The organism is Pigmentiphaga sp. CHJ604 (genome assembly GCF_036972535.1).
Taxonomy (GTDB): domain Bacteria; phylum Pseudomonadota; class Gammaproteobacteria; order Burkholderiales; family Burkholderiaceae_B; genus Pigmentiphaga; species Pigmentiphaga daeguensis.
This window is the reverse complement of the sequence record NZ_CP136998.1, coordinates 3,027,888-3,053,921: the sequence shown is the minus strand read 5'-3', so window position 1 is coordinate 3,053,921 and position 26,034 is coordinate 3,027,888. Positions and strand designations below refer to the sequence as shown.

The 26,034-nt window shown below is 68.2% G+C and carries 22 protein-coding genes; 12 read left to right on the top strand and 10 right to left on the bottom strand.

All coding sequences use genetic code 11. The features are described 5' to 3' along the window. Window positions 1-59 precede the first annotated feature (59 nt). The 10 genes from rseP to R4823_RS14665 all read left to right on the top strand — a co-directional run bounded on the left by rseP (window position 60) and on the right by R4823_RS14665 (window position 11,987). Window positions 60-1,394, top strand: a complete 1,335-nt coding sequence (rseP, locus tag R4823_RS14710) for an RIP metalloprotease RseP (protein ID WP_338615260.1) — start codon at window positions 60-62, stop codon at window positions 1,392-1,394. Between the two features lie 120 nt (window positions 1,395-1,514). After that, a complete protein-coding gene (gene bamA, locus R4823_RS14705; protein ID WP_338615259.1) occupies window positions 1,515-3,809 on the top strand; it encodes an outer membrane protein assembly factor BamA in 2,295 nt (764 codons plus the stop codon). A 154-nt stretch (window positions 3,810-3,963) separates the two neighbouring features. Continuing rightward, window positions 3,964-4,527 carry an OmpH family outer membrane protein gene (locus R4823_RS14700; protein WP_087837430.1) on the top strand — a complete coding sequence of 188 codons (564 nt, stop codon included), beginning with the start codon at window positions 3,964-3,966 and terminating at the stop codon, window positions 4,525-4,527. A gap of 43 nt (window positions 4,528-4,570) precedes the next feature. Then, entirely contained in the window at window positions 4,571-5,692 is a 1,122-nt protein-coding gene (gene lpxD, locus R4823_RS14695) for a UDP-3-O-(3-hydroxymyristoyl)glucosamine N-acyltransferase (protein ID WP_087837397.1), read from the top strand. A 52-nt stretch (window positions 5,693-5,744) separates the two neighbouring features. Beyond that, a complete protein-coding gene (gene fabZ, locus R4823_RS14690; RefSeq protein WP_087837396.1) occupies window positions 5,745-6,191 on the top strand; it encodes a 3-hydroxyacyl-ACP dehydratase FabZ in 447 nt (148 codons plus the stop codon). Between the two features lie 12 nt (window positions 6,192-6,203). Then, window positions 6,204-6,992: an acyl-ACP--UDP-N-acetylglucosamine O-acyltransferase gene (gene lpxA, locus R4823_RS14685; RefSeq protein WP_087837395.1), complete on the top strand. Its 789-nt coding sequence runs from the start codon at window positions 6,204-6,206 to the stop codon at window positions 6,990-6,992. A gap of 41 nt (window positions 6,993-7,033) precedes the next feature. Beyond that, entirely contained in the window at window positions 7,034-8,158 is a 1,125-nt protein-coding gene (gene lpxB / locus R4823_RS14680) for a lipid-A-disaccharide synthase (protein WP_087837429.1), read from the top strand. Between the two features lie 37 nt (window positions 8,159-8,195). Beyond that, entirely contained in the window at window positions 8,196-8,924 is a 729-nt protein-coding gene (rnhB, locus tag R4823_RS14675) for a ribonuclease HII (RefSeq protein WP_279816591.1), read from the top strand. 30 nt (window positions 8,925-8,954) lie between these two features. Then, entirely contained in the window at window positions 8,955-9,749 is a 795-nt protein-coding gene (locus R4823_RS14670) for an RNA methyltransferase (protein WP_087837393.1), read from the top strand. A 117-nt stretch (window positions 9,750-9,866) separates the two neighbouring features. Beyond that, on the top strand, window positions 9,867-11,987 hold the full coding sequence (locus R4823_RS14665; RefSeq protein WP_087837392.1) for a LamG-like jellyroll fold domain-containing protein: 2,121 nt from the start codon (window positions 9,867-9,869) through the stop codon (window positions 11,985-11,987). Between the two features lie 3 nt (window positions 11,988-11,990). Here the strand turns inward: R4823_RS14665 and R4823_RS14660 are convergent, their stop codons facing one another. The 8 genes from R4823_RS14660 to R4823_RS14625 are packed head-to-tail and all read right to left on the bottom strand — an operon-like array spanning window position 11,991 to window position 19,087. After that, window positions 11,991-12,404 (bottom strand): VOC family protein, encoded by a 414-nt coding sequence (locus tag R4823_RS14660; RefSeq protein ID WP_087837391.1) that lies wholly within the window; start codon window positions 12,402-12,404, stop codon window positions 11,991-11,993. 30 nt (window positions 12,405-12,434) lie between these two features. Then, window positions 12,435-13,427 (bottom strand): hydroxyacid dehydrogenase, encoded by a 993-nt coding sequence (locus R4823_RS14655; protein WP_279816515.1) that lies wholly within the window; start codon window positions 13,425-13,427, stop codon window positions 12,435-12,437. Between the two features lie 21 nt (window positions 13,428-13,448). Beyond that, window positions 13,449-14,699 (bottom strand): Zn-dependent hydrolase, encoded by a 1,251-nt coding sequence (locus R4823_RS14650; RefSeq protein WP_087837389.1) that lies wholly within the window; start codon window positions 14,697-14,699, stop codon window positions 13,449-13,451. Continuing rightward, the gene (locus tag R4823_RS14645; protein ID WP_087837388.1) at window positions 14,696-15,484 is read right to left on the bottom strand and encodes an aspartate/glutamate racemase family protein; all 789 of its coding nucleotides are present in this window, start codon (window positions 15,482-15,484) and stop codon (window positions 14,696-14,698) included. The genes R4823_RS14650 and R4823_RS14645 overlap by 4 nt, the downstream gene beginning before the upstream one ends. A 32-nt stretch (window positions 15,485-15,516) precedes the next feature. Further along, the gene (locus R4823_RS14640; RefSeq protein WP_087837387.1) at window positions 15,517-16,299 is read right to left on the bottom strand and encodes an aldolase/citrate lyase family protein; all 783 of its coding nucleotides are present in this window, start codon (window positions 16,297-16,299) and stop codon (window positions 15,517-15,519) included. 9 nt (window positions 16,300-16,308) lie between these two features. Continuing rightward, entirely contained in the window at window positions 16,309-17,088 is a 780-nt protein-coding gene (locus R4823_RS14635) for a creatininase family protein (protein ID WP_087837386.1), read from the bottom strand. A 53-nt stretch (window positions 17,089-17,141) separates the two neighbouring features. Continuing rightward, window positions 17,142-18,098 carry a tripartite tricarboxylate transporter substrate binding protein gene (locus tag R4823_RS14630; protein ID WP_087837428.1) on the bottom strand — a complete coding sequence of 319 codons (957 nt, stop codon included), beginning with the start codon at window positions 18,096-18,098 and terminating at the stop codon, window positions 17,142-17,144. 38 nt (window positions 18,099-18,136) lie between these two features. After that, window positions 18,137-19,087, bottom strand: a complete 951-nt coding sequence (locus R4823_RS14625) for a tripartite tricarboxylate transporter substrate binding protein (RefSeq protein WP_087837385.1) — start codon at window positions 19,085-19,087, stop codon at window positions 18,137-18,139. A gap of 306 nt (window positions 19,088-19,393) precedes the next feature. Between R4823_RS14625 and R4823_RS14620 the strand changes: the two genes are divergently transcribed. Beyond that, window positions 19,394-20,308: a LysR substrate-binding domain-containing protein gene (locus tag R4823_RS14620; RefSeq protein ID WP_243724336.1), complete on the top strand. Its 915-nt coding sequence runs from the start codon at window positions 19,394-19,396 to the stop codon at window positions 20,306-20,308. A gap of 1 nt (window position 20,309) precedes the next feature. Here the strand turns inward: R4823_RS14620 and R4823_RS14615 are convergent, their stop codons facing one another. Beyond that, a complete protein-coding gene (locus tag R4823_RS14615) occupies window positions 20,310-21,158 on the bottom strand; it encodes a pyruvate, water dikinase regulatory protein (protein ID WP_087837383.1) in 849 nt (282 codons plus the stop codon). Between the two features lie 248 nt (window positions 21,159-21,406). Between R4823_RS14615 and ppsA the strand changes: the two genes are divergently transcribed. Continuing rightward, a complete protein-coding gene (gene ppsA, locus R4823_RS14610; protein WP_338615258.1) occupies window positions 21,407-23,770 on the top strand; it encodes a phosphoenolpyruvate synthase in 2,364 nt (787 codons plus the stop codon). A 296-nt stretch (window positions 23,771-24,066) separates the two neighbouring features. On the opposite strand, the gene R4823_RS14605 is transcribed toward ppsA, so the two are convergent. Beyond that, window positions 24,067-25,995: a serine hydrolase domain-containing protein gene (locus tag R4823_RS14605; RefSeq protein ID WP_338615257.1), complete on the bottom strand. Its 1,929-nt coding sequence runs from the start codon at window positions 25,993-25,995 to the stop codon at window positions 24,067-24,069. Window positions 25,996-26,034: the final 39 nt, after the last annotated feature.

Here is a 26,034-nt window from a genome sequence, read left to right as displayed (position 1 = left end):
TTCCGTGTTAAATCGTCGGTTCGGCATCCAGGCCAGGATGCCGGAGCAAGGAGATTTCCATGTTGTTGACGTTGGCGGCCTTCGCCGTCGCGCTGGGCGTGCTGGTGGTGATCCACGAACTGGGGCACTACCTCGTGGCCCGCGCGTGCGGGGTGCGCATCCTGAGGTTCTCGGTGGGATTCGGCAAGGTGCTGTGCAAGCGCACCGACCGCCACGGCACCGAATGGGCCCTGTCGGCGATCCCGCTGGGCGGTTACGTGAAGATGCTGGACGAGCGCGAGGGCGAGGTGCCCGCCGCCGAGCGGGGCCGCGCGTTCAATGCCCAGCCGGTGGGCAAGCGCATCGCCATCGTCGCGGCCGGGCCGGTGTTCAACCTGGTGCTCGCGGCGCTGCTGTACGCGGCGCTGAACATGGCCGGCGTCAAGGAACCGGCGGCCGTGCTGGGCGCGCCGGCGGCCGGCACGCCGGCCTTCGCGGCGGGCGTCCAGGCGGGCGACCGCATCCTCGCCATCGACGGCGCCCAGGTGGGTACCTGGGGCGACGCGCGGTGGATGCTGCTCAAGAGCCTGACCGACAAGGCCCGTCCCGCCGTCGAGGTGCAGACGGCCAGCGGCGAGCGCCGCGTGCGCACGGTCGACTTCTCCCGCGCCGCGCTGGGCCAGATGGAAGGCGACGTGCTGGGCCGCGAGGGCTTCGGCCTGGCCAGCCCGAAACCCGTGATCCGCAGCATCGTGCCCGAGAGCGCCGCCGCCCAGGCGGGCCTGCTGGCCGGCGACAGGGTGGTGGCGGCAGGCGACAAGAAGGATCCCTCGGCCACCGAACTGATCACGCTGATCCAGGCGCATGCCGGCCAGCCGCTGCGCCTGTCCGTGATACGCGACGGGGCGGCGCTGGCGATCGACGTCCTGCCGCGCGAGGAGCGCCAGGCGGACGGTACGCTGGTGGGCCGCATCGGCGCCCAGATCGGCGGCGACATCCAGCTCATCACCGTGCGCCATGGTCCGGTCGAAAGCCTGGCCATGGGCGCCCGCCGCACCGCCGAGGTGTCCTGGTTCTCGCTGCGGATGCTGGGCAAGATGCTGGTGGGGGACGTGGCCCTGAGCAACCTCAGCGGGCCGGTGACCATCGCCGACTACGCCGGCCAGACGGCCAGGATGGGCCTGGAGGCCTACATCGCCTTCCTGGCGCTGGTCAGCGTCAGCCTGGGCGTGCTGAATCTCCTGCCCATCCCCATGCTGGACGGGGGGCACCTGCTGTATTATCTCGTCGAGATCATCCGGGGCAGTCCGCCGCCGGAACGCTGGATGGAAGTGGGGCAGCGCGCCGGGTTCGGCATCCTGATGGTGCTGATGGCCGTTGCCTTGTTCAACGACTTTACGCGACTGCTGACCTAGAACCCATGCGCGCCGCCTTGCCCGCCGCCCCCGTGGACCGTGCCTCGACCGCCCGGGCCGGATCGAGCCGCACGCCGCGCTTTCGCATATCACTCAATTAAGAAAACTCCGGGATTACGCATGACCAATCGCACCCGGCGCATGCCGCGTCTGCTGTCCATTTTGCTGGCCATGGCGGTCACCCCCCTGGCCTACGCCTTCGATCCCTTCGTTGTCCGCGACATCCGGGTGGAAGGCATCCAGCGCACCGAGGCCGGCACGGTCTTCGGGTACCTGCCGGTCAAGGTGGGCGAGCGCTTCACCGAAGAGCAGGCCACGCAGGCGGTGCGGGCGCTGTACGGCACGGGCTTCTTCCGCGACGTGCGGATCGAGGTCGAGAATGACGTGGTGGTGGTCATCGTCGACGAACGCCCCGCGATCGCCGCGATCTCCTTCAACGGCATGCGTGAATTCGAGTCCGCCAACGTACTCAAGTCGCTGGCCGAAGTGGGCTTCGCCGAGGCCCGCATCTTCGACCGCGCCTTGCTCGACCGCGCCGTGCAGGAACTCAAGCGACAGTACCTGGCGCGCGGCAAGTACTCGGTCGAGATCGTGCCCACGATCACGCCGCTCGAACGCAACCGCGTCGGCATCACCTTCGACATCTTCGAAGGCGACGTGGCGCGCATCGCGGGCATCAAGATCATCGGCGCCAAGGCCATCCGCGAAAGCGAGCTGCTGGACCTGCTGCAGCTCACCACGCCGGGCTGGCTGACCTGGTATACCAAGGCCGACCAGTATTCCCGCCAGAAGCTGCAGGGCGACATCGAAACCCTGCGCTCCTACTACATGAACCGCGGCTACCTCGAGTTCAACGTCGATTCGCCGCAGGTCACGATCTCGCCCGACCGCAAGGACATCTTCATCACCCTGTCCATCACGGAAGGCGACAAATACTCGGTCAGCGACGTCAAGCTGGCGGGCGACCTGCTGGGCCTGGACGAAGACCTCAACAAGCTGATCACGGTCAAGCCGGGCGAGACCTTCTCGGCCGAGAAGGTCAACGCCTCCAGCAAGGCCATCACCGACTACCTGGGCAAGCTGGGCTATGCCTTCAGCAACGTCAACGCCACGCCCCAGGTCGATCGCGAGAAAAAAACGGCGGCCATCACCTTCTTCGTCGATCCCAACCGCCGCGTGTACGTGCGCCGCGTGAACATCGGCGGCAACACCCGCACCCGCGACGTCGTGATCCGCCGCGAGATGCGCCAGCTCGAGAGCGCCTGGTACGACGCCGGCAAGATCCAGCTGTCGCGCGACCGGATCGACCGCCTGGGCTACTTCCAGAACATCAACATCGAGACGCCGCCGGTGCCGGGCACGCCCGACCAGATCGACGTCAACGTGAACGTCCAGGAAAAGCCGACCGGCATGATCAACCTGGGCGCGGGCTTCAGCAGTACCGACAAGGTGGTGCTGTCGGCGGGCATCAGCCAGGACAACATCTTCGGCAGCGGCACCACCGCCGGCCTGGAGCTGAACACCGGCAAGACCTACCGCACGATCGCGATCAGCCAGACCAATCCGTACTTCACGCAGGATGGCATCAGCCGCTCGACCAGCCTGTACTACCGTACGCTGCGTCCGCTGTCGATCAACACCGGCGACTACCGCATCAAGACCATGGGGGCGAGCCTGACGTTCGGCGTGCCGTTCACGGAAACCCAGCGCGTGTTCTTCGGCACCGCGCTGGAAGCCAACGACATCGACATCTACGACAGCAGCCCCCAGCGCTTCATCGACTACGTCAATACCTTCGGGGCTCGCAGCAACGCCGTCATCTTCTCGGTGGGCTGGAGCAACGACCGGCGCGACAGCGCGCTGGCGCCCACGCGCGGCACCTACCAGCGCGCGGCCGGCGAAACCTCGCTGTTCGGCGACCTGCGCTACTACAAGGCCAGCTACCAGCACCAGTACTACTGGCCCATCACGCGCAGCATGACGCTGGCGCTGAACGGCCAGGTCGACTACGGCAAGGGCTTCGGCGGCCGGCCGTACCCGCTGCTCAAGAACGTGTACGCCGGCGGTATCGGATCGGTGCGCGGCTTCGACGGCGGTTCGCTGGGTCCGCGCGACAGCAAGAACGGCGACAGCCTGGGCGGCGCCAAGCGGGTCATCGCCAACGCCGAGCTGCTGCTGCCGTTCCCCGGCACCCAGCAGGACCGCACGCTGCGCTGGTTCCTGTTCGCCGACGCGGGTAACGTCTACGCCGACGAGGAGAACATCAACCTGGGCCAGCTGCGCTACTCGGCCGGTATCGGCCTGAGCTGGCAATCGCCCATCGGTCCTCTGAAGATCTCCTTCGGCAAGGCGCTCAACGCCAAGCCGCAGGACCGGACCCAGAGCTTCCAGTTCCAGATCGGCACGGGGTTCTGACGACGCGAGCCAGGCGGGCGGCAAGGCCTATGCCCGCCCGGGAATTTTTCTGCTACAACCAATTACCAGGGCGCGGCCCCGGGCGCTTGCCCGGCCCGGCGCCATTAGTGGCAAAATACACGACTACCTTCCTAGCGAGAAATAAATGATCCGCATGTTTTCGACATCTGCCACCAGTCTGACCGCCTCCTCTGCAGTCAAGGGTGCCGGCCGGGTGCTGGCGGCGCTGGTGCTTTCTAGTGCCGCTGTCGGCGCGGCTCATGCCCAGGCATCCCAGGCCCCGGTCAAGATCGGCTTCGTCAATACCGAGCGGATCTTCCGCGACGCCGCGCCGGCCAAGGCCGCCCAGGCCAAGATCGAAGCCGACTTCAAGAAGCGCGATGCCGAGCTGCAAGACATGGCCAATCGCCTGCGCACCCAGTCCGAGCAGCTGGACAAGGACAGCGCCGTACTGTCCGAATCCGATCGCACCCGCCGCCAGCGCGACCTGAGCGACCTCGACAAGGACTTCCAGCGCAAGCGCCGCGAGTTCCAGGAGGACCTGAACCAGCGCCGCAACGAGGAGCTCTCGCAGATCCTCGAGCGCGCCAACCGCGTGATCAAGCAGATCGCCGAGCAGGAAAACTACGACCTGATCTTCCAGGAAGCCGTCGTGGTCAGCCCGCGTGTCGACATCACCGACAAGGTCCTGAAGGCCCTGAACAGCGGCGCCAAGTAATTGCGCCGCTCTCGCATGTTCCTGTCGTCCGCGCGAGCTTCGCATGCCCATCCTGCTTGACACGACCAAGGCGCCGGTACTGCAAAGGCTGCTCGACGAAACCGATACCAGCGGGTTGACGTGGACGATCGAGCCGGGGGGGGCGCAAGCGCTCCCCAGCGCCGAAGTCGTGGTCGCGGGCATCGCGAATCTCGAGCACGCGGGGCCGCAGGAACTGAGTTTCGTCGCCAATCCCCGTTACCAGTCGCAACTGATCGATGCGCGCGCAGCGGTCGTGCTGGTCACGGCCGAGGTGGCGCAAGCCTATCGCGAAAGCCTCTCGCAGGCAGGCCGCGCCGAGCAGGCGCTGCCGCTGGTGGTCTGCAATTCGCCCTATCTGCTGTTCGCGCGGATCGGGCAATGGTTCGACCGGCAATTGCATCCCCAGCCCGCCGGCTCCATCCATCCGTCGGCCGTCGTCGCGCCCGACGCCAGCGTCGATCCCAGCGCCCACGTGGGGCCGCTCGCGGTCATCGAGGCCGGCGCGCAGATCGGGCCGCGCGCCCGCATCGGTGCGGGTTGCGTCGTGGGCGAGGGCTGCCGCGTCGGCGCCGATACGGTGCTGCATCCGCGTGTCACGCTGTACCGGGGGGTCAGCATGGGCGCGCGTTGCGTCGTCTTGTCGGGAGCGGTCATCGGCGATGACGGCTTCGGGTTCGCGCCCGATCCGTCCCGGGCCAAGGGAGCCTGGACCAAGATCCCGCAGTTCGGGGGCGTGCGCATCGGCGATGACGTCGAGATCGGCGCCAACACCACCATCGATCGCGGCGCGCTGGACGACACCGTGATCGGCAACGGCGTCAAGATCGACAACCAGATCATGATCGGCCACAACTGCCGCATCGGCGACCACACCGCGATGGCGGCCTGCGTGGGCATCGCCGGATCGACCACCATCGGCCAGCGCTGTTCCATCGGCGGGGCCGCGATGATAGGGGGCCACCTGAAGATCGGCGACGACGTCTTCATCTCGGCGGCAACCCCGGTGCACAGCAACATCGACAAGCCGGGGCAGTACACTGGTTTCTTCCCGATGACCGAGCACGCCCAGTGGGAGCGCAACGCGGTCGCTGTCAGGCACCTGGCCACCATGGCCAAGCGGATCAAGGCGCTGGAAAAGAAGTAAAAGGCGGGCGGGCGCCGCAGCGGCCCGCCGCGCATCAAATACTGGAATCTGTATGGAAATGGACATCAAGGGGATACTCGACCATTTGCCGCATCGCTATCCGATGCTGCTGATCGATCGGGTCATCGACGTCAAGCCCGGGGAATCCATCCTCGCGATCAAGAACGTGTCGATCAACGAACCGTTCTTCACCGGCCATTTCCCGCACCATCCCGTCATGCCGGGCGTGCTGATCCTCGAGGCCATGGCCCAGGCGGCCGCCATCACGTCGTTCACCGCGGCCGGCAAGAAGCCCGACGACAACACGGTGTACTACTTCGTCGGCATCGACGGCGCCCGCTTCAAGCGGCCCGTGGTCCCGGGGGACCAGCTGCGCCTGGAGGTCAACGTCGAGCGTTCGTCGCGCGGCATCTGGAAGTACAACGGCAAGGCGCTGGTGGACGGACAGGTCGCGGCCGAGGCGGACCTGATGTGCACCATGCGCATCCTTGAACCCTGACGGAAGGTTTTCGTGGCGAGGATACATCCCACCGCTATCGTCGATCCGGCCGCCCGGCTGGACGACAGCGTGACGGTCGGCCCCTTCAGCATGATCGGGCCGAACGTGCGCATCGGCGCCGACACCGAGATCGGACCGCATTGCGTCATCGACGGCCATACGACGATAGGGCGCGGCAACCGCTTCTTCCCGTCGTGCTCGATCGGTGCCGAGCCGCAGGACAAGAAGTACGCCGGCGAGCCCACCCGCCTGGAGATCGGCGACGGCAACACGATACGCGAATGCTGCACCATCAACACCGGCACGGTGCAGGACGCGGGTGCGACGCGCCTGGGCAACGACAACTGGATCATGGCCTACGTGCACGTGGCCCATGATTGCCAGCTGGGCAGCCACATCATCCTGGCCAACGGCACGCAGCTGGCCGGCCATGTGCACATCGGCGACCACGTATTCCTGGGCGGCATGACCGGCGTGCACCAGTTCGTCAAGATCGGCGCGCATGCCATGACCAGCGTCCATTCCACGCTGCTGCAGGACCTGCCGCCCTTCGTCACGTCCTCGGGCAGTCCGGCCAGGGCCGTCGGCATCAACGTCGAGGGCCTGAAGCGGCGCGGTTTCACGCCGGCGCAGATCTCCGGACTGCGGGCCGCCTACAAGACGCTGTACCGCCAGGGCCTGACGCTGGACGAGGCGCGCGCGGCGCTCCAGGCCAGGCGTGCCGAGGATCCCGAGCTCGATGCTCCGCTGTCCACCTTGCTGGCCTTCCTCGATACCGCCACGCGCGGTATCGTGCGCTGACGGAGGCCGGCGTGCCGGATGAGGGCAGGGCGTCCATCGGCATGGTGGCGGGAGAGCCTTCGGGCGACCTGCTGGCGGCCACGGTGGTCGAGGCCCTGCACGAGCGGGCGCCGCAACTGGCGCTGGCGGGCATAGGCGGCCCCAACATGCAGGCCCAGGGTTTCGATGCCTGGTATCCCATGCACAAGCTGGCCGTGAACGGCTACGCCGACGTCCTGATGCACCTGCCCGAGCTGCTCAACATCCGCCGCAGCCTGCGCGAGCGCTGGCTGGCCGAACGGCCGGCGGCCTTCGTCGGGGTCGACGCGCCCGATTTCAATTTCGGCCTGGAGCATGCCCTGCGCGAGGGCGGCATCCCCACCGTGCATTTCATCGGCCCCTCGCTGTGGGCCTGGCGGGGGGAACGCATCAACAAGATCCGCGACGCCGTCTCCCACATGCTGGTGGTGTTCCCGTTCGAGGAGCAGATCTATCGCGACGCCGGCGTTCCCGTGACCTACGTGGGCCACCCGCTGGCGCGCCTCGTCCAGCGCGTGCCCGACCGCGCCGCGGCCAGGGCCCGCCACGGCATAGCCGCCGGCGCGCGGGTGCTGGCGCTGATGCCCGGCAGCCGGGCCGGCGAGGTTCGACACCTGGCTCCGCGCTTCCTGGCCGCGGCCAAGCTGCTGCAGGCGCGCGATCCGGGCCTGCATCTGTGGGCGCCCATGGCCAACGCCGAGCGCGAGCGCGAGTTCCTGGCGCACGCCGCGGCCGTGGGGGGGCTGGCCAACCTGCATACCGTCATAGGCGGCACGCACGACATCCTGGCCGCCTGCAACGCCGTCCTGGTTGCCAGCGGCACCGCCACGCTGGAGGCCGCGCTGTTCAAGCGCCCCATGGTGATTTCCTACGTGCTGCCGCGCTTGTCATGGTGGATCATGCGGCGCCAGGCCTATCTGCCCTGGGTGGGACTGCCCAACGTGCTGTGCCGCGACACGGTCGTGCCCGAGCTGCTGCAGGACGAGGCCACGCCGCGCGCGCTGGCCGACGCGGCCTGGAAGGCGCTGACCGACGAGGCCGCCACCCGCCGGCTGGAAGAGCGCTTCACCGCCTTGCATGACGACCTCGTGCGCGACACGCCCGCCCTGGCCAGCCAGGCGATCCTGGAGGTGGCGGGCCATGGCTGAGAAGGGCTGGGTGCAGACCGAGCTGGGCTGGACCGCGGTGGAATCGCCGGGAGCGGACCTGTTGTCGGCCTTCGATGCCCAGACGCTGCTGACCCTGCGCGTGGCGGGCGTGGACGAAGCCGGCCGGGGGCCCTTGGCCGGGCCGGTCTACGCGGCGGCCGTCATCCTCGATCCGGCCCGTCCGGTCGACGGCCTGAACGATTCCAAGATGCTGAGCGAGCGCGCCCGCGACGAACTCGCCCCGCTGATCCAGGAGCGCGCGCTGGCCTGGTGCGTGGCCAGCGTCAGCGTGGCCGAGATCGACGCGCTGAACATCCTGAACGCCACCATGCTGGCCATGCGGCGGGCCGTCGAGGGGCTGGGCTGCGTGCCCGACCTGGTGCAGGTGGACGGCAACCGTGCGCCGGCGCTGGCCTGCCGGGTGCAGACCGTGATCGGCGGCGATGCGCAGGTACAGGCGATCTCGGCGGCGTCCATCCTGGCCAAGACCGCGCGCGATGCCGAACTGGTCCGGCTGCACGCCAGCTACCCCATGTACGGCTTCGACCGGCACAAGGGCTACGGCACGCCAGACCACCTGCGTTGCCTGCTGGAACACGGCCCGTGCCCGGAACACCGCCGCAGTTTCGAGCCCGTGCGCCGGGCCCTGGGCATACCCGAGCCGGAAACGCCGCTGGCCCGGGTAATGGACAGCCTGCTGCCCTGGGACGACCTGCCCGAACCCGAGGCGCCGGCCCCGCGCCGCCGCCATGCCAAGCGCGCCTAGCCGCGCGGATCGCCGCCTGGAAGACCGACCATGAAACGCATCGCCTCGCGCGACAATCCGCTATTCAAGTCGCTGCGCAAGCTGACGCAGGCCTCGCAGGCACGGCGCGAGGCCGGCCTGTCCGTGCTGGAAGGCGTGCACCTGTGCCAGGCCTACCTGCAATGGCGGGGCCTGCCCCGGCATGCGGTGTTCGACGCGCGGCGGCTGGAAGGCGAGCGGGCCAGCGCCGAAGTCATGGCCTTGCGCGACCAGGTGCCGGCCGACCGCCAGGTCTGGCTGGACGGCAACCTGATCGACGACCTGGAGCACGTGCAGGCCGGCCAGGGCGTGGTGTTCGTGGTCGAGACGCCGGCGCCGCCGCTGCCCGAGCGCGTCACGCAAGGCTGCGTGCTGCTCGACCGCGTCCAGGACCCCGGCAACGTCGGCGCCATCCTGCGCACCTGCGCGGCGGCCGGCGTGCGCCACGTCTTCCTGTCGGACGAGACCGCCTTCGCCTGGTCGCCCAAGGTGCTGCGTTCGGGGCAGGGGGCGCATTTCTCGCTGACCATCCATGAGCGGGTCGATCTGCGGGCCCTGCTGGCGCGCCTGGACCTGCCGCTGGTGGCCACCACGCTGGACGATGCCGTGGGCCTTTACCAGGCCGCGCTGCCGCGGCACTGCGCCTGGGTATTCGGCAATGAAGGGCAGGGCGTGCGCGCCGAACTTCAGGCCGCCGCGGCGCTGCGGGTGCGCATTCCGCAGGAGCCGGCGGCCGAGTCGCTGAACGTCGGGGCGGCGGTGGCGGTGTGCCTGTTCGAGCATCGGCGCCGGTTCGTTCCGGGTTAGGGCCCAGCCGCGGCTCCAAGGTTGCATGCGCGTTTCAACGCGGCATGCGGACCGCGTACTCCTGTCATGTTCCATCGCTACGCTGTGCGGCTTTCGTGGCATGGAAACAAGCAGGACATGAACAAGAAGGACAACATTCTCGCCCCGGACACGCTCCGCAAGCTGGAAGGACTGCCCGACCGGCAGCGCCGCTTGCTGATGAAGGCGGGCTTCGGATTGTCGCTGGGCGGCACGGCATTGCTGCTGTCGGCCTGCGGCGGCGATGACGCGCCGCCGCAGACGGGCAATCCCGGGGACGGCAACGGCGGAGACGGCGAGCAGCCATCCACCCTGGTGTCCAGCTTCGCGCTGGCGGTGCTGCCCGATACCCAGTTCTATGCGCGCTATGCGACCGAGGCCGAGAACACGCAGTTCCAGCGCAAGTACGGATCGACGCCGTTCCGCGCGCAGACGAACTGGATCGCGCAAAACGCCAAGAGCCTGAAGATCCCGTTCACCATCCATCTGGGCGACGTGGTGGACCAGCAGGGCAAGCCGGCCCAGTGGCAGGTCGCCGACGACGCGATGAAGGTGCTGGAGGAAGCCAGGCTGCCGTACTCCATCCTGGCGGGCAACCACGACGTGATCCGCGACGTGGACTATGTCGACGAGAGCAGCCAGGCCTCGAACACCGACGCCCAGCGCAACCTGGCCGCCGAGCCGTACCTGAAGTGGTTCCCGACCGAACGCGCGAAGCAGCAGGCGACGTTCGGCGGCCGCGATGCGTCCGGGTTCCACGAGTTCCACATCTTCGAGGCCGACGGCAACCGGTTCCTGGTGCTGTCGCTGTCGTGGCGCGCGTCGGACGCGGCCATCGCCTGGGCGCGCAAGGTGCTGGCGGATCATCCGACCCTGCCCGCCATCCTGGTCAACCACCAGTTGCTGAACATCGCCGCGGACGGCGCGAGCCCGCTGGAGGTTCCGTACGGCAAGATGCTGTGGGAGAAGCTGATCCGGGACAACGACCAGATCTTCATGACGCTGAACGGCCACTATCACGGCGCCTCGCGCCTGACCAAGACCAACGACTATGGCAACGCGGTCGAGGAAATGGTGGTCGACTACCAGATGGCCTACATGGGCGGCAACGGGCTGATGCGCCTGTACGAGTTCGACCTGACCCGCAACAAGATCAAGGTCCTGTCGTTCTCGCCGTGGGTGCCGCAGAAGCCCGCCGATACGCTGAACGACTTCGACGTGGCGGTGCTGACCGAGGCCAACCAGCAATTCGAGATCGACTTCGATTTCAAGAAGCGCTTCGCCCGCTTCAACCCCGGTTTCAAGACGCCCGAGGCGGGCAACGAGCCGATCAACGATCGTGCCAAGGCCGCCATCCTGGCGACCTATGAGGAACCGGAAACGGTGGAGAAGAAGCCCGCCGCCGACGAGAACGACTACCCGCTGGTGGCGTCCACGGTGGCGCACTGGCGCTTCTTCGGCGGAACGCCCGGCAGCGTGGTGCCGGTGGGCCAGGTGGTGGCGGACACGACCGGCAGGAATCCGGTGTATCGCGAGGCCCTGACCTTTAACGGCGCCACGATAGGGCAGGAGGGCGACCTGACCTGGACCGACGACCGTCATTACCTGTCCGCGGCGCCCGGCAGCGTGCGCTTCGCCAATACGACCACGAGTCCGCTGCGCATGAGCTATTTCACGACGCGCGCGGATGCCCAGGTCAACACGGCCACCCTGGATGCCGGCTACACCGTCGAGGCCTTCATCAAGGTCGACAGCAGCTGGACCGCCAGCCAGAACGCGTGGATGAACATCATGGAGCGCGACGGCCGGCGTGGCCAGATCCCCGGTTTCGCGGGCGGAGACGGCGACGAATGCCCCATCATCTTCTCGATCTCGAGCCTGCGGGAAGTGCAATGGGAAGTGCTGCCCAACAGCCCGGGCAGCAAGTCTCCCGCGGCCAACTGGTCGGGCGAGATCATCGCCGGCAAATGGGTGCACATCGCCATCGTCAACGATCCGGCCTTGAACGAGACCATCATGTACGTGGAAGGGGCGCCGGTGCTGCGCAACGCGGCCAACGCGCCGGGCATCGCCTACCGCAAGTCCACCGACCGCATGGTGATCGGCGGCGGCGCGTATGCCGGCGAGCGCACCAACGGCTTCCTGGGCAACATCGGCGAGATCCGCATCTGCGCCGAGCCGCTGCCCCCGGCCAAATGGCTGACGGCGCGCCGCGCCTGATCCTCAGGCGGCGTACACCGACTCGAAGGACTTGAACCCCTTCACCTCGATGGGGTTGCCGAACGGGTCGGTGAAGAACATGGTCCATTGTTCGCCGGGCTGGCCCTGGAAGCGGACCTGCGGCTCCAGCACGAATTCCGTGCCGGCCTCCCGCAGGCGCCGCGCCAGCGCCTGCCAGTCGTCCAGCAGCAGGATCACGCCCAGGTGCGGCATGGGCACGAGCTTGTCGCCCACGTGGCCGGTGCGCTCGGTCTTGAACGGCGTGCCCAGGTGCAGCGAGATCTGGTGTCCGAAGAAGTCGAAATCGACCCAGGTGTCGGTGCTGCGCCCCTCGGCGCAGCCCAGGACGTCGCCATAGAAGCGGCGCGCCTGGGCGAGGTCGGTGACGTTATAGGCCAGGTGGAAGATCGATTGCATGATGACGGTCGGTGCATGAAAGATGACGGGTCAGGCCGGAACGGGCAGGCGCCGGGTTTCCCAGACCTGCGGGTTGACCAGGTGGGCCGGCCGGCGTGCCGCCAGGACCTCGATGATCTGGTCGGCGCACTGTTCGGCGGCGGCGCGCAGGGCCTCGTCCGTGCTGCCGGCAGTGTGGGGCGTCAGCAGCGCGTTGTCCAGTCCGCACAGCGGATGGCCGGCGGGCAGGGGCTCCTGCTCGAATACGTCCAGCGCGGCGCCGGCGATGCGGCGGTCGCGCAGCGCCGCAGCCAGCGCGTCGGTGTCGATCAGGTCGGCGCGCGCGGTGTTGACCAGGATGGCCGTCGGCTTCATGCGCGCCAGCGCGCGCGCGTCGATCATGTGCCGGGTATCGGCCCGGGAAGGACGGTGCAGCGACACCACGTCGGCCTGCGCCAGCAGCTCGTCCAGCGCCGGGCAGGGCTGCGCCCCCTGGGCGGTGATCTCGCCGGCGGGCACGGCCGGCGAATACACGATGACCCGCATGCCCAGGCCATGCAGGGCAATGGCCGCGGTCAGCCGGCCGATGGTGCCGAAGCCGACGATGCCCAGGGTCTTGCCGTGCAGTTCCTGCAGGCCGGGCCGATAGCGGTAGTCCCAGTCGCCGGCGCGCACCGCGTGGTCGCAGGCGGCCAGCCGCTTGGCCACCGCCAGCATCTGCATGACGGCGTGCTCGGCCACCGAGCGGGCGTTCGCGGTGGGGGTGTAGACGATGGGTATCGACAGCGCCGTGGCGCGCGCCACGTCGATCTTGTTGGTGCCTATGCCGTGGTTGGCGATCACGGCCAGTTGCGCGCCGGCCTCGACGGCGGCGGTATCCAGTCCGGCGTTGCGCGTGATCACGGCCTGGCAGGGAGCGATCTCGCGGGCCACGGTGGCCATGTCGGCCGAACTGGCCATGCGGGCTTCGATACCGGCGGCCCGCAGGCGGGCGATGCCGGCGGGGTGGATGGGCTGGACAACCAGGCAGACGGGTGGCTTCATCGTGTTCCTAGGAAAAGAGAGTCAGGGAGCGGCCAGAACGTCGGCCAGCAGGCGCGTGCCCAGCGCGAAGTCGTCCATGTCCATGTGTTCGTCGGGATTGTGCGAACCGTGGTCGTTGCGCACGAACACCATGCCGGTGGGTACGCCGCGCTGGGCGAACACCGCCGCGTCGTGTCCCGCGCCGCTGGCCATGCGGCGCGCGGCGATGCCGTGGCGGGCGGCGGCGGCTTCCAGCGACCGCTGGATGCCCGCATCCATCAGCGCCGGTTCCGAGCCGGTGCGCGGGCCCAGTTCGATGCGCGTGCCGGTCGCCTGTTCCAGCCGGCGCGCATGGGCGTCCAGCAGGGCGTCGACCTCGTCCAGCACCGCGCGGTCCTGGCTGCGTACGTCCACGCACAGGTCCACTTCGCCGGCCACCTTGCTGAAGGCGTGCTGGGCGGGATTGGTGCAGAACTTGCCGAAGGTCACGACCAGGTCGCGGCCTTGCGCCTCCAGCCGTTCCCAGTCGTCGTCGATGGCGGCCACCAGCAGGGCGGCGGCGCGCACGGCATCGCGCCGTCCGGCGCGCGGTACGGCGCCCGAATGGGCATAGCTGCCCAGGACGCGGGCATCGCGATGGCGCAGGCTGCCCCGTATGCCGGTGACGATGCCCACCGGCAGCGCGTCGTCCACCAGCACGGGACCTTGCTCGATGTGCAGCTCGACGAAGCGGGCGATGCGCGCCGGATCCAGCCAGGCACTGCCGAACGCGGCCGGGTCGCCGCCGCATTCGGCCAGGTGCTCGGCCAGCGGGCGGCCGGTGTCGGCGCGCCGCAATTGCAGCGCGTCGCGGCCGACCAGGCCGAAGGCGGCCTTGCTGCCCAGGTAGGAATAGGGAAACCAGGTGCTTTCCTCGGCGCGCACGGCCATCACCGTCACGTCCGCCGGAGGCACGAATCCGGCCGCCCGCCAACCCGCCAGCACCGCCAGCCCGGCCACCACGCCGGCGGCGCCGTCGTAGTTGCCGCCGGCCGGCACCGAGTCCAGGTGCGACCCCGTCATGACGCGGGGTGCCTGCCGGTCCCGGCCGGGCAGCGTCAGGTACAGGTTCAGCGCGGCGTCGCGCGCGATCTCCAGGTCCAGCGCGCGGGCAAGGCGCGTGGCCTCGTCATGCGCGCGCTGTTCCCCCGGGCCGTAGGCATCGCGCGTGATGCCCACGCCGTCGTGGCCATCGCGGCGCAACTGCGCGAACAGCGTCTTGGCCAGCGCGAGGTCGGGCGGCGGGACGTTCATCGCGCGGACGGCAGCGCGTAGCTGGATTCGTCGATGGGATCGAGCTGGTGCTCCAGCAGCGTGCCGTGGCCGGTAATGGACGTGCGCAGGCCCAGCAGGCGCAGGCAGGCCCAGAAGCACGCCTGGTTGCTGGTCACGACCGGCTTGCCCAGCTCGCTTTCGATCTCGGCGATGACGTCGAAGGTGGCGAGGTTGGTGCACGAGATGAAGATGGCATCGGCCTCGGGCCGGTCGATCGCGCGGGCCAGGCGGAACACCATCTCGGGCGGCACGCGGCCGATGCCGCGGCGTTCCTCCTGGGTTTCGCCCAGGCGCAGGCCTTGCAGGGTCAGTACGTCGAAGCCGTAGTCGCGCAGGAATTTGTCCTCGCTCTCGTTGACGAAATCGACGTAGGGCGTGCCCACGGCGATCCTGCGGGCGCCCAGCGCGCGCAGCGCCGCCACGACGGCGCCGGCGGTGGCGATGGCGGGGGTGCCGGTGCGCTGGCTCATGTTGCGGATCAGTTCCGGCAGCGGGCAGATGATCGAGCCCGAGGTGCAGCCGTAGGCCACCACGTCGACCTCGGCCGTGGCCAGTTCGTCGGCGGCGCCGTTCACCGCCTCGGCCATCTTGTAGTAGGACTCCTCGGTGGCGGGGCCCAGCAGCATGGCGCGGGCGGTATGGATGGTCACGCCCTCGGGCGCGAGGCGCCAGAACTCGGGTTCGTTGACGGTGTTGGTGGACGGCACGATCAGGCCGATCTTGGCTTTCCAGCCGTAGGGGCTGTACATGGCGACTGCTTTCATCGAAGACTCCTGGTCTATGAAGGAATGGGGGGCTAGCGGCCCGCCGCGCGCTTGAGCTGCTGCGCGGCCGAGCTGAAGGTGTTGAACAGCGCCGCGGCGTCGTTGGCATAGGGCATCCACCGGATGCCGCGGCCTATCCATTCGGCGGCGCTGGCCGGGTCCTGGCAACTGAAGCCCCAGGGCACGTCGTGGCGCTGGCAGGTGGCGATGACGTGCTCGGTGGCCTCGACCATGCGCGCATGCTTCATGTCGCCGGGCACGCCCAGCGCCTGCGACAGGTCGTCGGGCCCGATCATGACGGCGTCCAGTCCCGGCACGCGGCAGATGGCGTCCAGGTTGTCCAGGCCGCGTTGCGACTCCATCATCGCCACCGTCAGGGTGTGCTCGTTCATGGCCTGGATCTGCTCCAGCGGCTGGGTCAGCCGGACGTAGTCGGTGTGCGGGCCGCGCATGTTCAGGATGCGTTCGCCGCGCGGGTGGTACTTGGTGGCGCGCAGGATGGATTCGAGCTGCCCGGCCGTCTCCACGTTGGGCAGCAGCAGGCCCATGGCGCCGGCGTCCAGCGGCCGCGTGTAGTCGTGCGGCTGCGTGCCCGCGGGCCGCACGATGGGCACGATGCCGGCTTCACGCGCGACCAGGCACAGCGTGCCGACCTCGGCGATGGTGAAGTCGCTGTGCTCCATCTCGATCAGCACGAAGTCCAGGCCCGTCACGGCCAGGAGCTTCATGAAGCGCGGATGGTGCACCAGCGTGGCCCAGGTGCCGAAGGCCGGCTTGCCGGCCCGCCAGAGCGCTTTCAGCGGATTGTTGCGCATGGCCGCTCCCTATGCCTGGAACGACATCTGGCTGAACTTCCTGGCGGCCTCGGCCAGGTAGTCCACCGCGGCGTTCCATACCTGGTGCCCCTGCTCGGCGGTGGCGCCGGTCGGGTCGCCCTGGGTGCCGATGGGAGCATAGTCGCTGATGTCGCTGAATACCGAGAAGCTGGACTTGCCCAGGCTGACCTTGCCGCTGGACACTGTCTTGACGCCGTCCACGAAGGGGCGCAGCGATTCGGTGGCCTGGGCGCGGTCCATGAAGACCAGCTCCGGGCACTTGGCCAGCGCCACCGAGGTCACCATTTCCGAGGCATGGCCCGAGGGCGATTTCCTGGTCTTGAATTCGACGCCGCCGACGTCGCGCATCACCGTGAAGACATCGATGGTGCCGCCCACCGCGCCATGGCGCCGGCGCAGATTGCGGCAGACGCTTTCGATCGGACCGAGCGAGCCGGCATGGATGTTGACGAACATGAAATGGCGAAAGCCCTGGCCGGCCAGGCCGTCGCACATCTCGTCCAGGTAGCGTTCCAGCGTGGCCATGGACACCGACAGCGTGCCGGGGTAATCCAGGAACATGGCGGAGTAGTTGACCGGGATGATGGGCGTCACGGCAAAGCCCGTCAGCGCACCGACCTCGGTGGCGATCATCTCGCACAGCCGCAGTTCCGTGCCCGTGGCCAGGTGCGAGCCGTATTGCTCGGTGGCGCCCACCGGGACCAGCAGGGTGTCGTGATTCTTCAGGTAGGCGCGGATGTCCGCATAGGTGCTGTGGTCGGTTCTCATGAAGCGTTCGTCTCGTTCAGGATGGCGGAAGGTCCGCCGTTGGGGTGAAGGGGTCATTGGTTCCAGGGCTTGGCCTTCCACAGCTCGCGCAGCGAGGTGTCCAGGCGCCGCAGGCTGTCCAGGTGTTCCTGCGGCGGCAGATAGCGCACGGGCAGGAAGGCTTTCTGCGCGCGGTCCAGGAACACCGGGTCGGCGGCGCAGGTGCGGATGGCGTCGGATAGTGTCTTGACCACCTCGCGCGGCATGCCCTTGGGGCCGGCGAAGCCGCGCATGGAGCCCGCCACGATGTCGTAGCCGGCTTCCTTGAACGTGGGCAGGTCGGCGGCCACGGGCGAGCGGGTATCGCTCATCACGCCCAGGATGCGCCACGGCGATCCGTTGCGGAAACCCACGGCCTCGTCCACGTTGGCCATGGTGGAGTCGATCACCTTGCCCAGCAGCGCGGTGCGCGCGGGCGCCGCACCCTGGAACGGCACCGGGGTCAGTTCGATGCCTGCCGACTGCTCCAGCAGCAGGAGCGCGATGTGGCCGGCCGAGCCCACGCCTTGCGTACCCACGGTGATCCCGCCCGGTTTCGCCTTGGCCGCGCGCACCAGGTCCTGGATGGAGTGGATGCCGCTGTCGGCGTGCACGCTGATCGTGCCCGGCGCATCGGCCACGGCGCCCAGGAAGTCGAAGCTGGCGACGGTGTAGCGCGTCTGGCGCTCGATCGGGATGCTGACCACGCCGGGCGTGTTGACGATGCCCAGGGTATAGCCGTCGGGCGCGGCCGTGGCCAGCGCCGCCAGGCCGATGTCGCCGCTGGCGCCGGGGCGGTTGGTGACGACGATGGTGGCACCCTTGATCTGGCCTTCCATGCACTGGGCGACGGTGCGCGCGGTCAGGTCGGTGCCGGCGCCCGCGCTGAACGGCACGATCATGGTGATGGGGCGGTCGGGATAGGCGGCGTGCGCGGCGCAGGCGCCGGCCAGCGCGAGGGCGGAAAGAAGGAAGCGAAGGGCGGTTTTCATGGTGGCGGTCCGGTGCGGGGGGAACGAGGGGCTCGGCATCATTGATTCCAGGGCGAGGCCGCCCACAGTTTCTCGAACTGGCCCTGCATGCCCGTCAGCAGGAGCGCGTAGTCGTCGCGCGGCAGGTAGCGGACGTTCTGCTCGGCCCCCCGGGCCGCCTGGCGGAAGTCGGGGTCGTTGATGGCCTTGTCCACCAGCGCCGAGAGCGCCCTGAGCGTTTCCGGCGGCGTGCCGCGCGGCGCGCCCAGCCCGCGCAGCGAACCGCTTTCGATGGGATAGCCGGCCTCGGCGAAGGTGGGCAGGTCCGTCGCCATGGGGGACCGGCTGGACGCCATCTGGCCCAGGATGCGCCACTGCTTGCCCTTGGAAAAACCCAGGGCCTCGCCCAGGTTGGCGGTGGCGATGTCGATGTGGCCGCCCAGCAAGGCCGTTGCCACGTCCGCCGTGCCCTTGAAGGGCACGTGGCGCAGCCGTATGCCGGCGGCCTGCTCCAGCAGCAGCATGGAAATATGGCCGGCCGAGCCGACGCCGGCCGTCCCGTAGGTCAGCGTTCCCGGTGCCTTGCGAGCCGCGTCCACCAGTTCCTGGATACCGCGCAGCGGACTGTCGCCGCGCACGCTCAGGGTGCCGGGGTCGTCCACGATATTGGCGATCACGTCGAAGCTGGACAGGCTGAACTGCGCCCGGCGTTCGATGGGAATGGTCAGCACGTTGGGCGTGTTCAGGATGGACAGCGTGTAACCGTCGGGCGCCGCGTTGGCCACCGACGCCATGCCGATCTCGCCGCCGGCGCCGGCGCGGTTCACCACCACGACGCTGCGGCCCGCGTGCTTCTCCATGGTGCGCGCGAGGAGGCGGGCGGTCAGATCGGTGCCGGCACCGGCCGAGAACGGCACCACGATGGTGATCGGCCGGTCCGGGTAGGCATGGGCCGGCAGGGCCAGGGTCAGGGCCAGCGCGGCGGCCGCTAGAAAGGAGGGGATCTTCATACCTGCTGTTCCATTCAAGAGAGAGGGGCGAACGCGGGATTGCGCGCCGTCTCCTGGGTTATCAAGCAAGTGCTGTGCCATGAAGTTGAAAGAAGTTTGATGTATTTATTTGGTTTTTAGTTGATTTAATTGTTTTTGGGCGAAGTTAGCCCCGCTGCGGGGAGGGCAGTGTCCAGGGGTTCGAAGTGCGAAGCGACGCCAAGGCAGGCATCCATGACAGCCATGGTATAAACAAAAATCCTTAAACGAAAACGCTTTGTTTTTCGTCTGAGGTCAAATTTTTTTGATCATTTGGAGGAGGCCGTCGTGCTGCGCGAGCTGAAGACGTTTCTTGCGGTCGTGCGCTGGGGCACGTTCGCCGCGGCGGGGGCCCGCATCGGCCTGACGCAGTCGGCCGTCAGCGCCCAGATGCAACGCCTGGAGGAGGCGCTGGGCGCGCCCCTGTTCACCCGGACCGGACGCTCGGCCACGCTGAACGAGGCGGGAGAGGAAGCGGTGGAAATGGCTCGCCAGATCGTCGGGTTGTTCGACGAGCTGGCCGTGCGGGTGACCAGCCGCGAACTGCGCGGCACGGTCAGGATGGGGGCGATCCAGACCGCCCAGGTGGGCATGCTGCCCACGGCGCTGGGCATCCTGCGGGGCCGCCATCCCCTGGTATCGGTGCGGCTGGTGCACGGTTCGTCGCTGTTCCTGATCGGCCAGGTCGACAGCGGCGAGCTGGACGCCGCGCTGATGATCGCGCCGCCCTTCATGCTGCCGCGCGAGCTGCTATGGCAGCCGCTGGTGCGCGAACCCTTCGTGCTGGCGGTGCCGGAGGGCGTCCCGGGCGAGGACTGGCGCCAGTTGCTGGCCGCCCACCCCTTCATCCGCTACGACCGTGCCTCGTTCGGCGGGCGGGGGGTCGAGCATTTCCTGCGCCGGCACGACCTGCATGTCGAGGCCATGCTGGACATCGAGGACGTGGATGCCATGGTGGCGATGGTGGCGGCCGGGCTGGGCGTGTCGCTGGTGCCCATCACGCGCAGCAACAGCCTGCCGCCGGGCGTCCGGGCGGTCTCGCTGGGCAAGGACGTCTTCCACCGCGAGCTGGGCCTGGTCATGCCCCGCGAACCCAGGCGGCGCGAACTGCTGAACGTGCTGCGCGAGTGCCTGGAGGTCGCGGCCCGGCCCCATGCGGCCGAAAGCGAGGCGCTGGCGCGCCCGCCGCGGCCTGCTTCCTGACTTAATAGAACCGGCCTTCCAGCCCGATCTTCTGCAGCACGGTGGTCGAGATTTCCTCTATCGACTTGGTGGTGGTCGACAGCCAGCGGATGCTTTCGCGGCGCATCAGCTTCTCGGCCTCGGCCACCTCGTAGCGGCACTGCTCCAGCGAGGCATAGCGGCTGTCGGGGCGGCGCTCGTTGCGGACCTCGGCCAGGCGCTCGGGCTGGATGGTCAGCCCGAACAGCTTGTTGCGGTGAGGCAGGATGGCCGAGGGCAGGGCGTCGCGCTCGAAGTCGTCGGGAATCAGCGGCACGTTGGCGGCCTTGATCCCGTACTGCATGGCCAGGTACAGGCTGGTGGGCGTCTTGCCGCAGCGCGACACGCCCACCAGGATCACGTCGGCCTGTTCCAGGCCCTTGATGAACTGTCCGTCGTCGTGCGCCAGGCTGAAGTTGATGGCCTCGATCCGGCTCTGGTACTGCTTGGTGTTGGCCATGTTGTGCGAGCGGCCGATCGAATGGCTGGACTTGATGTTCAGTTCCTGCTCGATGGGCTCGACGAAGGTCGAGAACAGGTCCAGGAACAGGCCGTTGGCCTGGCGCACGCGGGTATTGATCTCGGAATTGACCAGGGTGCTGAAGACGATGGGGCGCTGCCCGTCCGCCGTGAAGGCGGCGTCGATCCGCGCGGCCACGTCGGCGGCCTTGTCCACCGAATCAATGAAAGGAAGCCTGATATGGCGGAAGCGGGCGTTCTCGAACTGCGCCAGGACCGAGTGGGCGAAGGTCTCGGCGGTGATGCCGGTGCCGTCGGAGACCACGAATACGGTGCGCAGGTACGAATTCGCGGCGGGGGCGGGTTGAGGCATGGATATCTCGCAAAAACAGGGTTTCCGGGGATGGGAAAGGCAAACGAAGCAAGCAATGTGCAGAAAGGCCGGCGGCCGGCGTACAATCCGGGGATTACCCCGGTTACGCATGGCGCACGCCCAGGCTTACGGAGCCCTGGGCCGCGGCGGAGGCGGGTTTGGCCAGCACACCACGCATTGCGGCGCGGAATCGCCCGGCGCGTGTGCTCGCCAAACAAGCTTTCTTGCCATTGTAATAGGGGACTTTCATGTCTTATGTTGTGCCGTTCGAGCAACTCCGGATGACGGATGTTGACTCGGTAGGAGGAAAGAACGCCTCACTTGGAGAGATGATCAGCCAGCTCACCGGCGCCGGAGTCCGCGTGCCCGGGGGCTTTGCCACGACGGCAGAGGCTTTCCGCGATTTCCTGAAGGATTCGGGCCTGGATACCCGGATCAACGAACGCCTGTCTTCCCTGAATCCGGAAGACGTGCGCGCGCTCGCCGAAACCGGCGCGGAAATCCGGCAATGGATCGTCGATGCTCCGTTCTCGGCCAAGTTCGAGAAGGACATCCGTGAAGCGTTCGCCAAGCTCGACGCCGACGGCAAGGGTTCGTTCGCCGTCCGTTCGTCCGCCACCGCCGAAGACCTGCCCGACGCCTCGTTCGCCGGCCAGCAGGAAACCTTCCTGAACGTGGTCGGCATCGACGACGTGTTGGACAAGATCCGCCACGTGTTCGCGTCGCTGTACAACGACCGCGCCATCTCGTATCGCGTGCACAAGGGCTTCGCCCATGCCGACGTGGCCTTGTCCGCCGGCATCCAGCGCATGGTCCGCTCCGACACCGGCGCGGCCGGCGTCATGTTCACCATCGACACCGAATCGGGCTTCCCCGACGTCGTCTTCATCACCTCGTCCTACGGCCTGGGCGAGACGGTGGTGCAGGGCGCGGTCAACCCCGACGAGTTCTACGTCTTCAAGCCCACGCTGGAAGCCGGCAAGTATCCCATCGTCAGCCGCCGCATCGGCTCCAAGCTGATCAAGATGGAATTCGACCCGGCCCGCACCGAAGGCCGCGCCGTGCGCACGGTCGACGTCGCGCCCGAACAGCGCAACCGCTTCTCGCTGTCCGATAACGACGTGATCGAGCTGGCGCGCTACGCCGTCATCATCGAAAAGCACTACGGCCGTCCCATGGACATCGAATGGGGCCGCGACGGCAACGACGGCAAGATCTACATCCTGCAGGCCCGCCCGGAAACCGTGAAGTCGCAGCAGTCCGGCAACGACGTGCAGCAGCGCTACCGCCTGAAGGCCACCGGCAACGTGCTGGTCACGGGCCGCGCCATCGGCCAGAAGATCGGTTCGGGCCCGGTGCGCTTGGTGGCCGACATCGCCGACATGGACAAGGTCCAGCCCGGCGACGTGCTGGTCACCGACATGACCGATCCCAACTGGGAACCGGTCATGAAGCGCGCCTCGGCCATCGTCACCAACCGTGGCGGCCGGACCTGCCACGCGGCCATCATCGCGCGCGAACTGGGCATCCCGGCGGTCGTCGGTAGCGGCGACGCCACCAGCGTGCTGGCCGACGGCGCCATGGTCACCGTGTCCTGCGCCGAAGGCGACGAGGGCCGGATCTACGACGGCCTGCTGGAAACCGAGGTCGAGGAAGTCCGACGCGGCGAAATGCCCGCCATCGACGTCAAGATCATGATGAACGTGGGCAACCCGCAGCTCGCCTACGACTTCGCGCAGATCCCGAACGGCGGCGTGGGCCTGGCCCGCCTGGAATTCATCATCAACAACAACATCGGCATCCACCCCAAGGCCATCCTCGACTATCCGAATGTCGACGGCGACCTGAAGAAGGCGGTGGAATCGGTGGCCCGGGGCTACGCCAGCCCGCGCGCGTTCTTCGTCGACAAGCTGGCCGAGGGCATCGCCACGATCGCGGCGGCCTTCTATCCCAAGCCGGTCATCGTGCGCATGTCCGACTTCAAGTCGAACGAATACCGCAAGCTCATCGGCGGCTCGCGCTACGAGCCCGAGGAAGAGAACCCCATGCTGGGCTTCCGCGGCGCCTCGCGCTACATCGCTGAGGAGTTCGCCGAGTGCTTCCGCATGGAATGCGAGGCGCTGCGCCGCGTGCGCCAGGACATGGGCCTGACCAACGTCGAGATCATGGTTCCCTTCGTGCGCACGCTCAAGCAGGCCGAGCGCGTGGTCGGCCTCCTGGCCGACAACCAGCTCAAGCGCGGCGAGAACGGCCTGCGCCTGATCATGATGTGCGAAGTCCCGTCCAACGCCGTGCTGGCCGAGCAGTTCCTCGAATACTTCGACGGCTTCTCGATCGGTTCGAACGACCTGACCCAGCTCACCCTGGGCCTGGACCGCGACTCCGGCCTGGAACTCCTGGCCGCCGACTTCGACGAGCGCGATCCGGCCGTCCAGGCGCTGCTGCAGCGTGCCATCGAGGCTTGCCTGAAGGCGGGCAAGTACGTCGGCATCTGCGGCCAAGGTCCTTCGGATCATCCAGACTTCGCGGTCTGGCTGAAGGACCAGGGCATCAAGTCGATCTCGCTGAATCCGGATACGGTGGTCGATACTTGGAAGAAGTTGGCTGAATAGGATCCCCCCTACGCGCTGACGCGCGCCCCCCAGGGGGCGATGCGGGTGGACCGGCAAAGCCGGATCCACCGCATCCTGGGGTAAAACCGGGCTCGTGGAGAGCGGCGTTCCTTTTGGAGCGCCGTTTTTTTTTGCCGCCGGGCCGCCCCAAGGCAAAAACGCCCCCTCGGGGGGCAGCGACGGCCCGAAGGGCCTAGCGTGGGGGCATTTTTTCCGCCGGGCCGCCCCAAGGCAAAAACGCCCCCTCGGGGGGCAGCGACGGCCCGAAGGGCCTAGCGTGGGGGCATTTTTTGAGGTCAGCCCGTGGCTGCTTCGTAGGTCCAACTGCCTATGGTCAGCGTTTCCTTGCCGCCAGCCGTGGCGAAGTGCAGTTCGTACAGGTCGCGGCCGGCGTTGGCGGGGATCTTGACGGTCATGCCGGCGCGGTCGGCGGCCAGCGGGGCCAGGAGTCGGTATTCGGGCGAGCCGTCGTCGTAGCTGCTATTGCGCACCAGGATGTAGCCCGGCAGCTCGGGCAGGCTGCCCAGTGTGGCGTAGGGTGTGCCGCCCAGGGTGGACGGCATGGTCGTGGGGGATTCGTTGATGACCGTCCAGGTCTTGCCCAGCCGCGCCTGCCAGGCGGCACCCAGCGGCGCCAGCGGAAGCAGTTGCTGGCCCACGGGCAGCGTCGTTTCGCTGTAGCCGGCGCCGAACAGGGGGCCGCGCAGCATCAGGTAGCGATAGCGGTAGGGCTGGCCGTTCGCGTCGGTGCCGGACACGACCTCGAAGCGGTAGCTGATGGGGGCGTCGTTGCCCCACCACCACCCGTCGCTGCGATAACTGTATCTGGCACCGCCGTTCATCGGCTGCCAGGCGGTGCCGTTCCAGGACGACAGCGAGAAGCTGCCGTCCTGGTTGGCGGTGACCCGGGTGGGCTGGTTGTAGTTGGCGTACACGCCCACGGCGTCGGCCAGCCCGGGCGATGCCGCCGCGGGCGGCGCGGCATGGGCGACCAGCGGCGGCAGGGCGCGTATCGTGCCGTCCTCGACCAGGGCGCGCAGCAGCACGCCTTCGGCCAGCGCGCCGGCGCGATACGTATCGGGGCGTTGCGCGTTGCCCGTGTTGCCGGTCACCATCAGGGCCAGCCGCTGGTCCGGCAGGACGTAGAAGTCGCTCGAGAAAAAGGTCGTGCCGCCATTCTTCTGCCAGGCCCGGACGCCTGCCGCGGCCAGCCCGGGATGCCGCACGCTGTCCCAGCCCAGCCCCCATACCCATTCCGGCGAGGGATTGATGGCTAGGCCCGTGGTCTGGTCGGTGCCCATCTGCGCGATGCCGTCGGCCGACACGATGCGCCGCGACTGGTAGGTGCCGCGTTCGAGCAGCATGCGGGCGAGCTTCATCATGTCGCCGGGCGTGGCGGCCAGGCCGCCCGTGGCCAGCGGATTGACGAACTCCTGGGGATATTGCCTGCCGCCCGAATAAGGCAGCGCGAACGAGCCGCCCGTGGGCTTCTTCGTCAGGAAGCCGGAGTCGGCCATGCCCAGCGGCGTCAGGATGTTGGCCTGGACGAAGCTGGCGTAGTCCTGCCGGGCCAGGGCCGCCACCACCCGTTCGATCATCGTGAAGCCGTCGTTGCAATAGACCGCCAGTTCGCCCGGCAGGTGCTTCAGGTGCTGGTTGGCCAGAGCCGCTTCGGCATGGGCCGCGTAGCCCGGTATGGGTTCGAAGGCAAAGGCATCGCGCATGCTGGTGCCCGGCAGGCCCGAGGAATGCGAAAGCAGGTGCCGGGTCGTGATCAGCGCATACTCGGGCGACAGCATGGCGAAGCCCGGCAGGTAGCGCGCCACGGGTGCGTCCAGGTCCAGCAGTCCGCGGTCCCGCAGGATCATGGCGGCCAGCGCCGCCAGCACCTTGCTGACCGAACCGATGTTGAAGCGGGTCAGGACGGTGGCCGCCACGTTGTCCTGGACCGAGGCGCGGCCGAAGGCCTGCTGCCAGACCACGGTGCCGTTCTTGAGCAGGGCGATCGAGACCGCGGCCACGTTGCCGGGATCGCCGGACAGGGCGCGCGCGATTTCCTGGCGGCCCCATTCGATGGTCTGCGCGTAGGCGGCGGGCGTCGGGCCGTCGCCCCCACCGCAGCCGGGCAGGACCGCGGCCAGCATGCCGGCCCCGCCATAACCCAGGAATTGCCGCCGGCTGGCGGATGAAGGACAGGCGGGCCTGGGGGCGGGCGGTATGCGCATGGGGGTTCCTCCGGTGGCCGGGGGGCGGGGCCGGGCGGC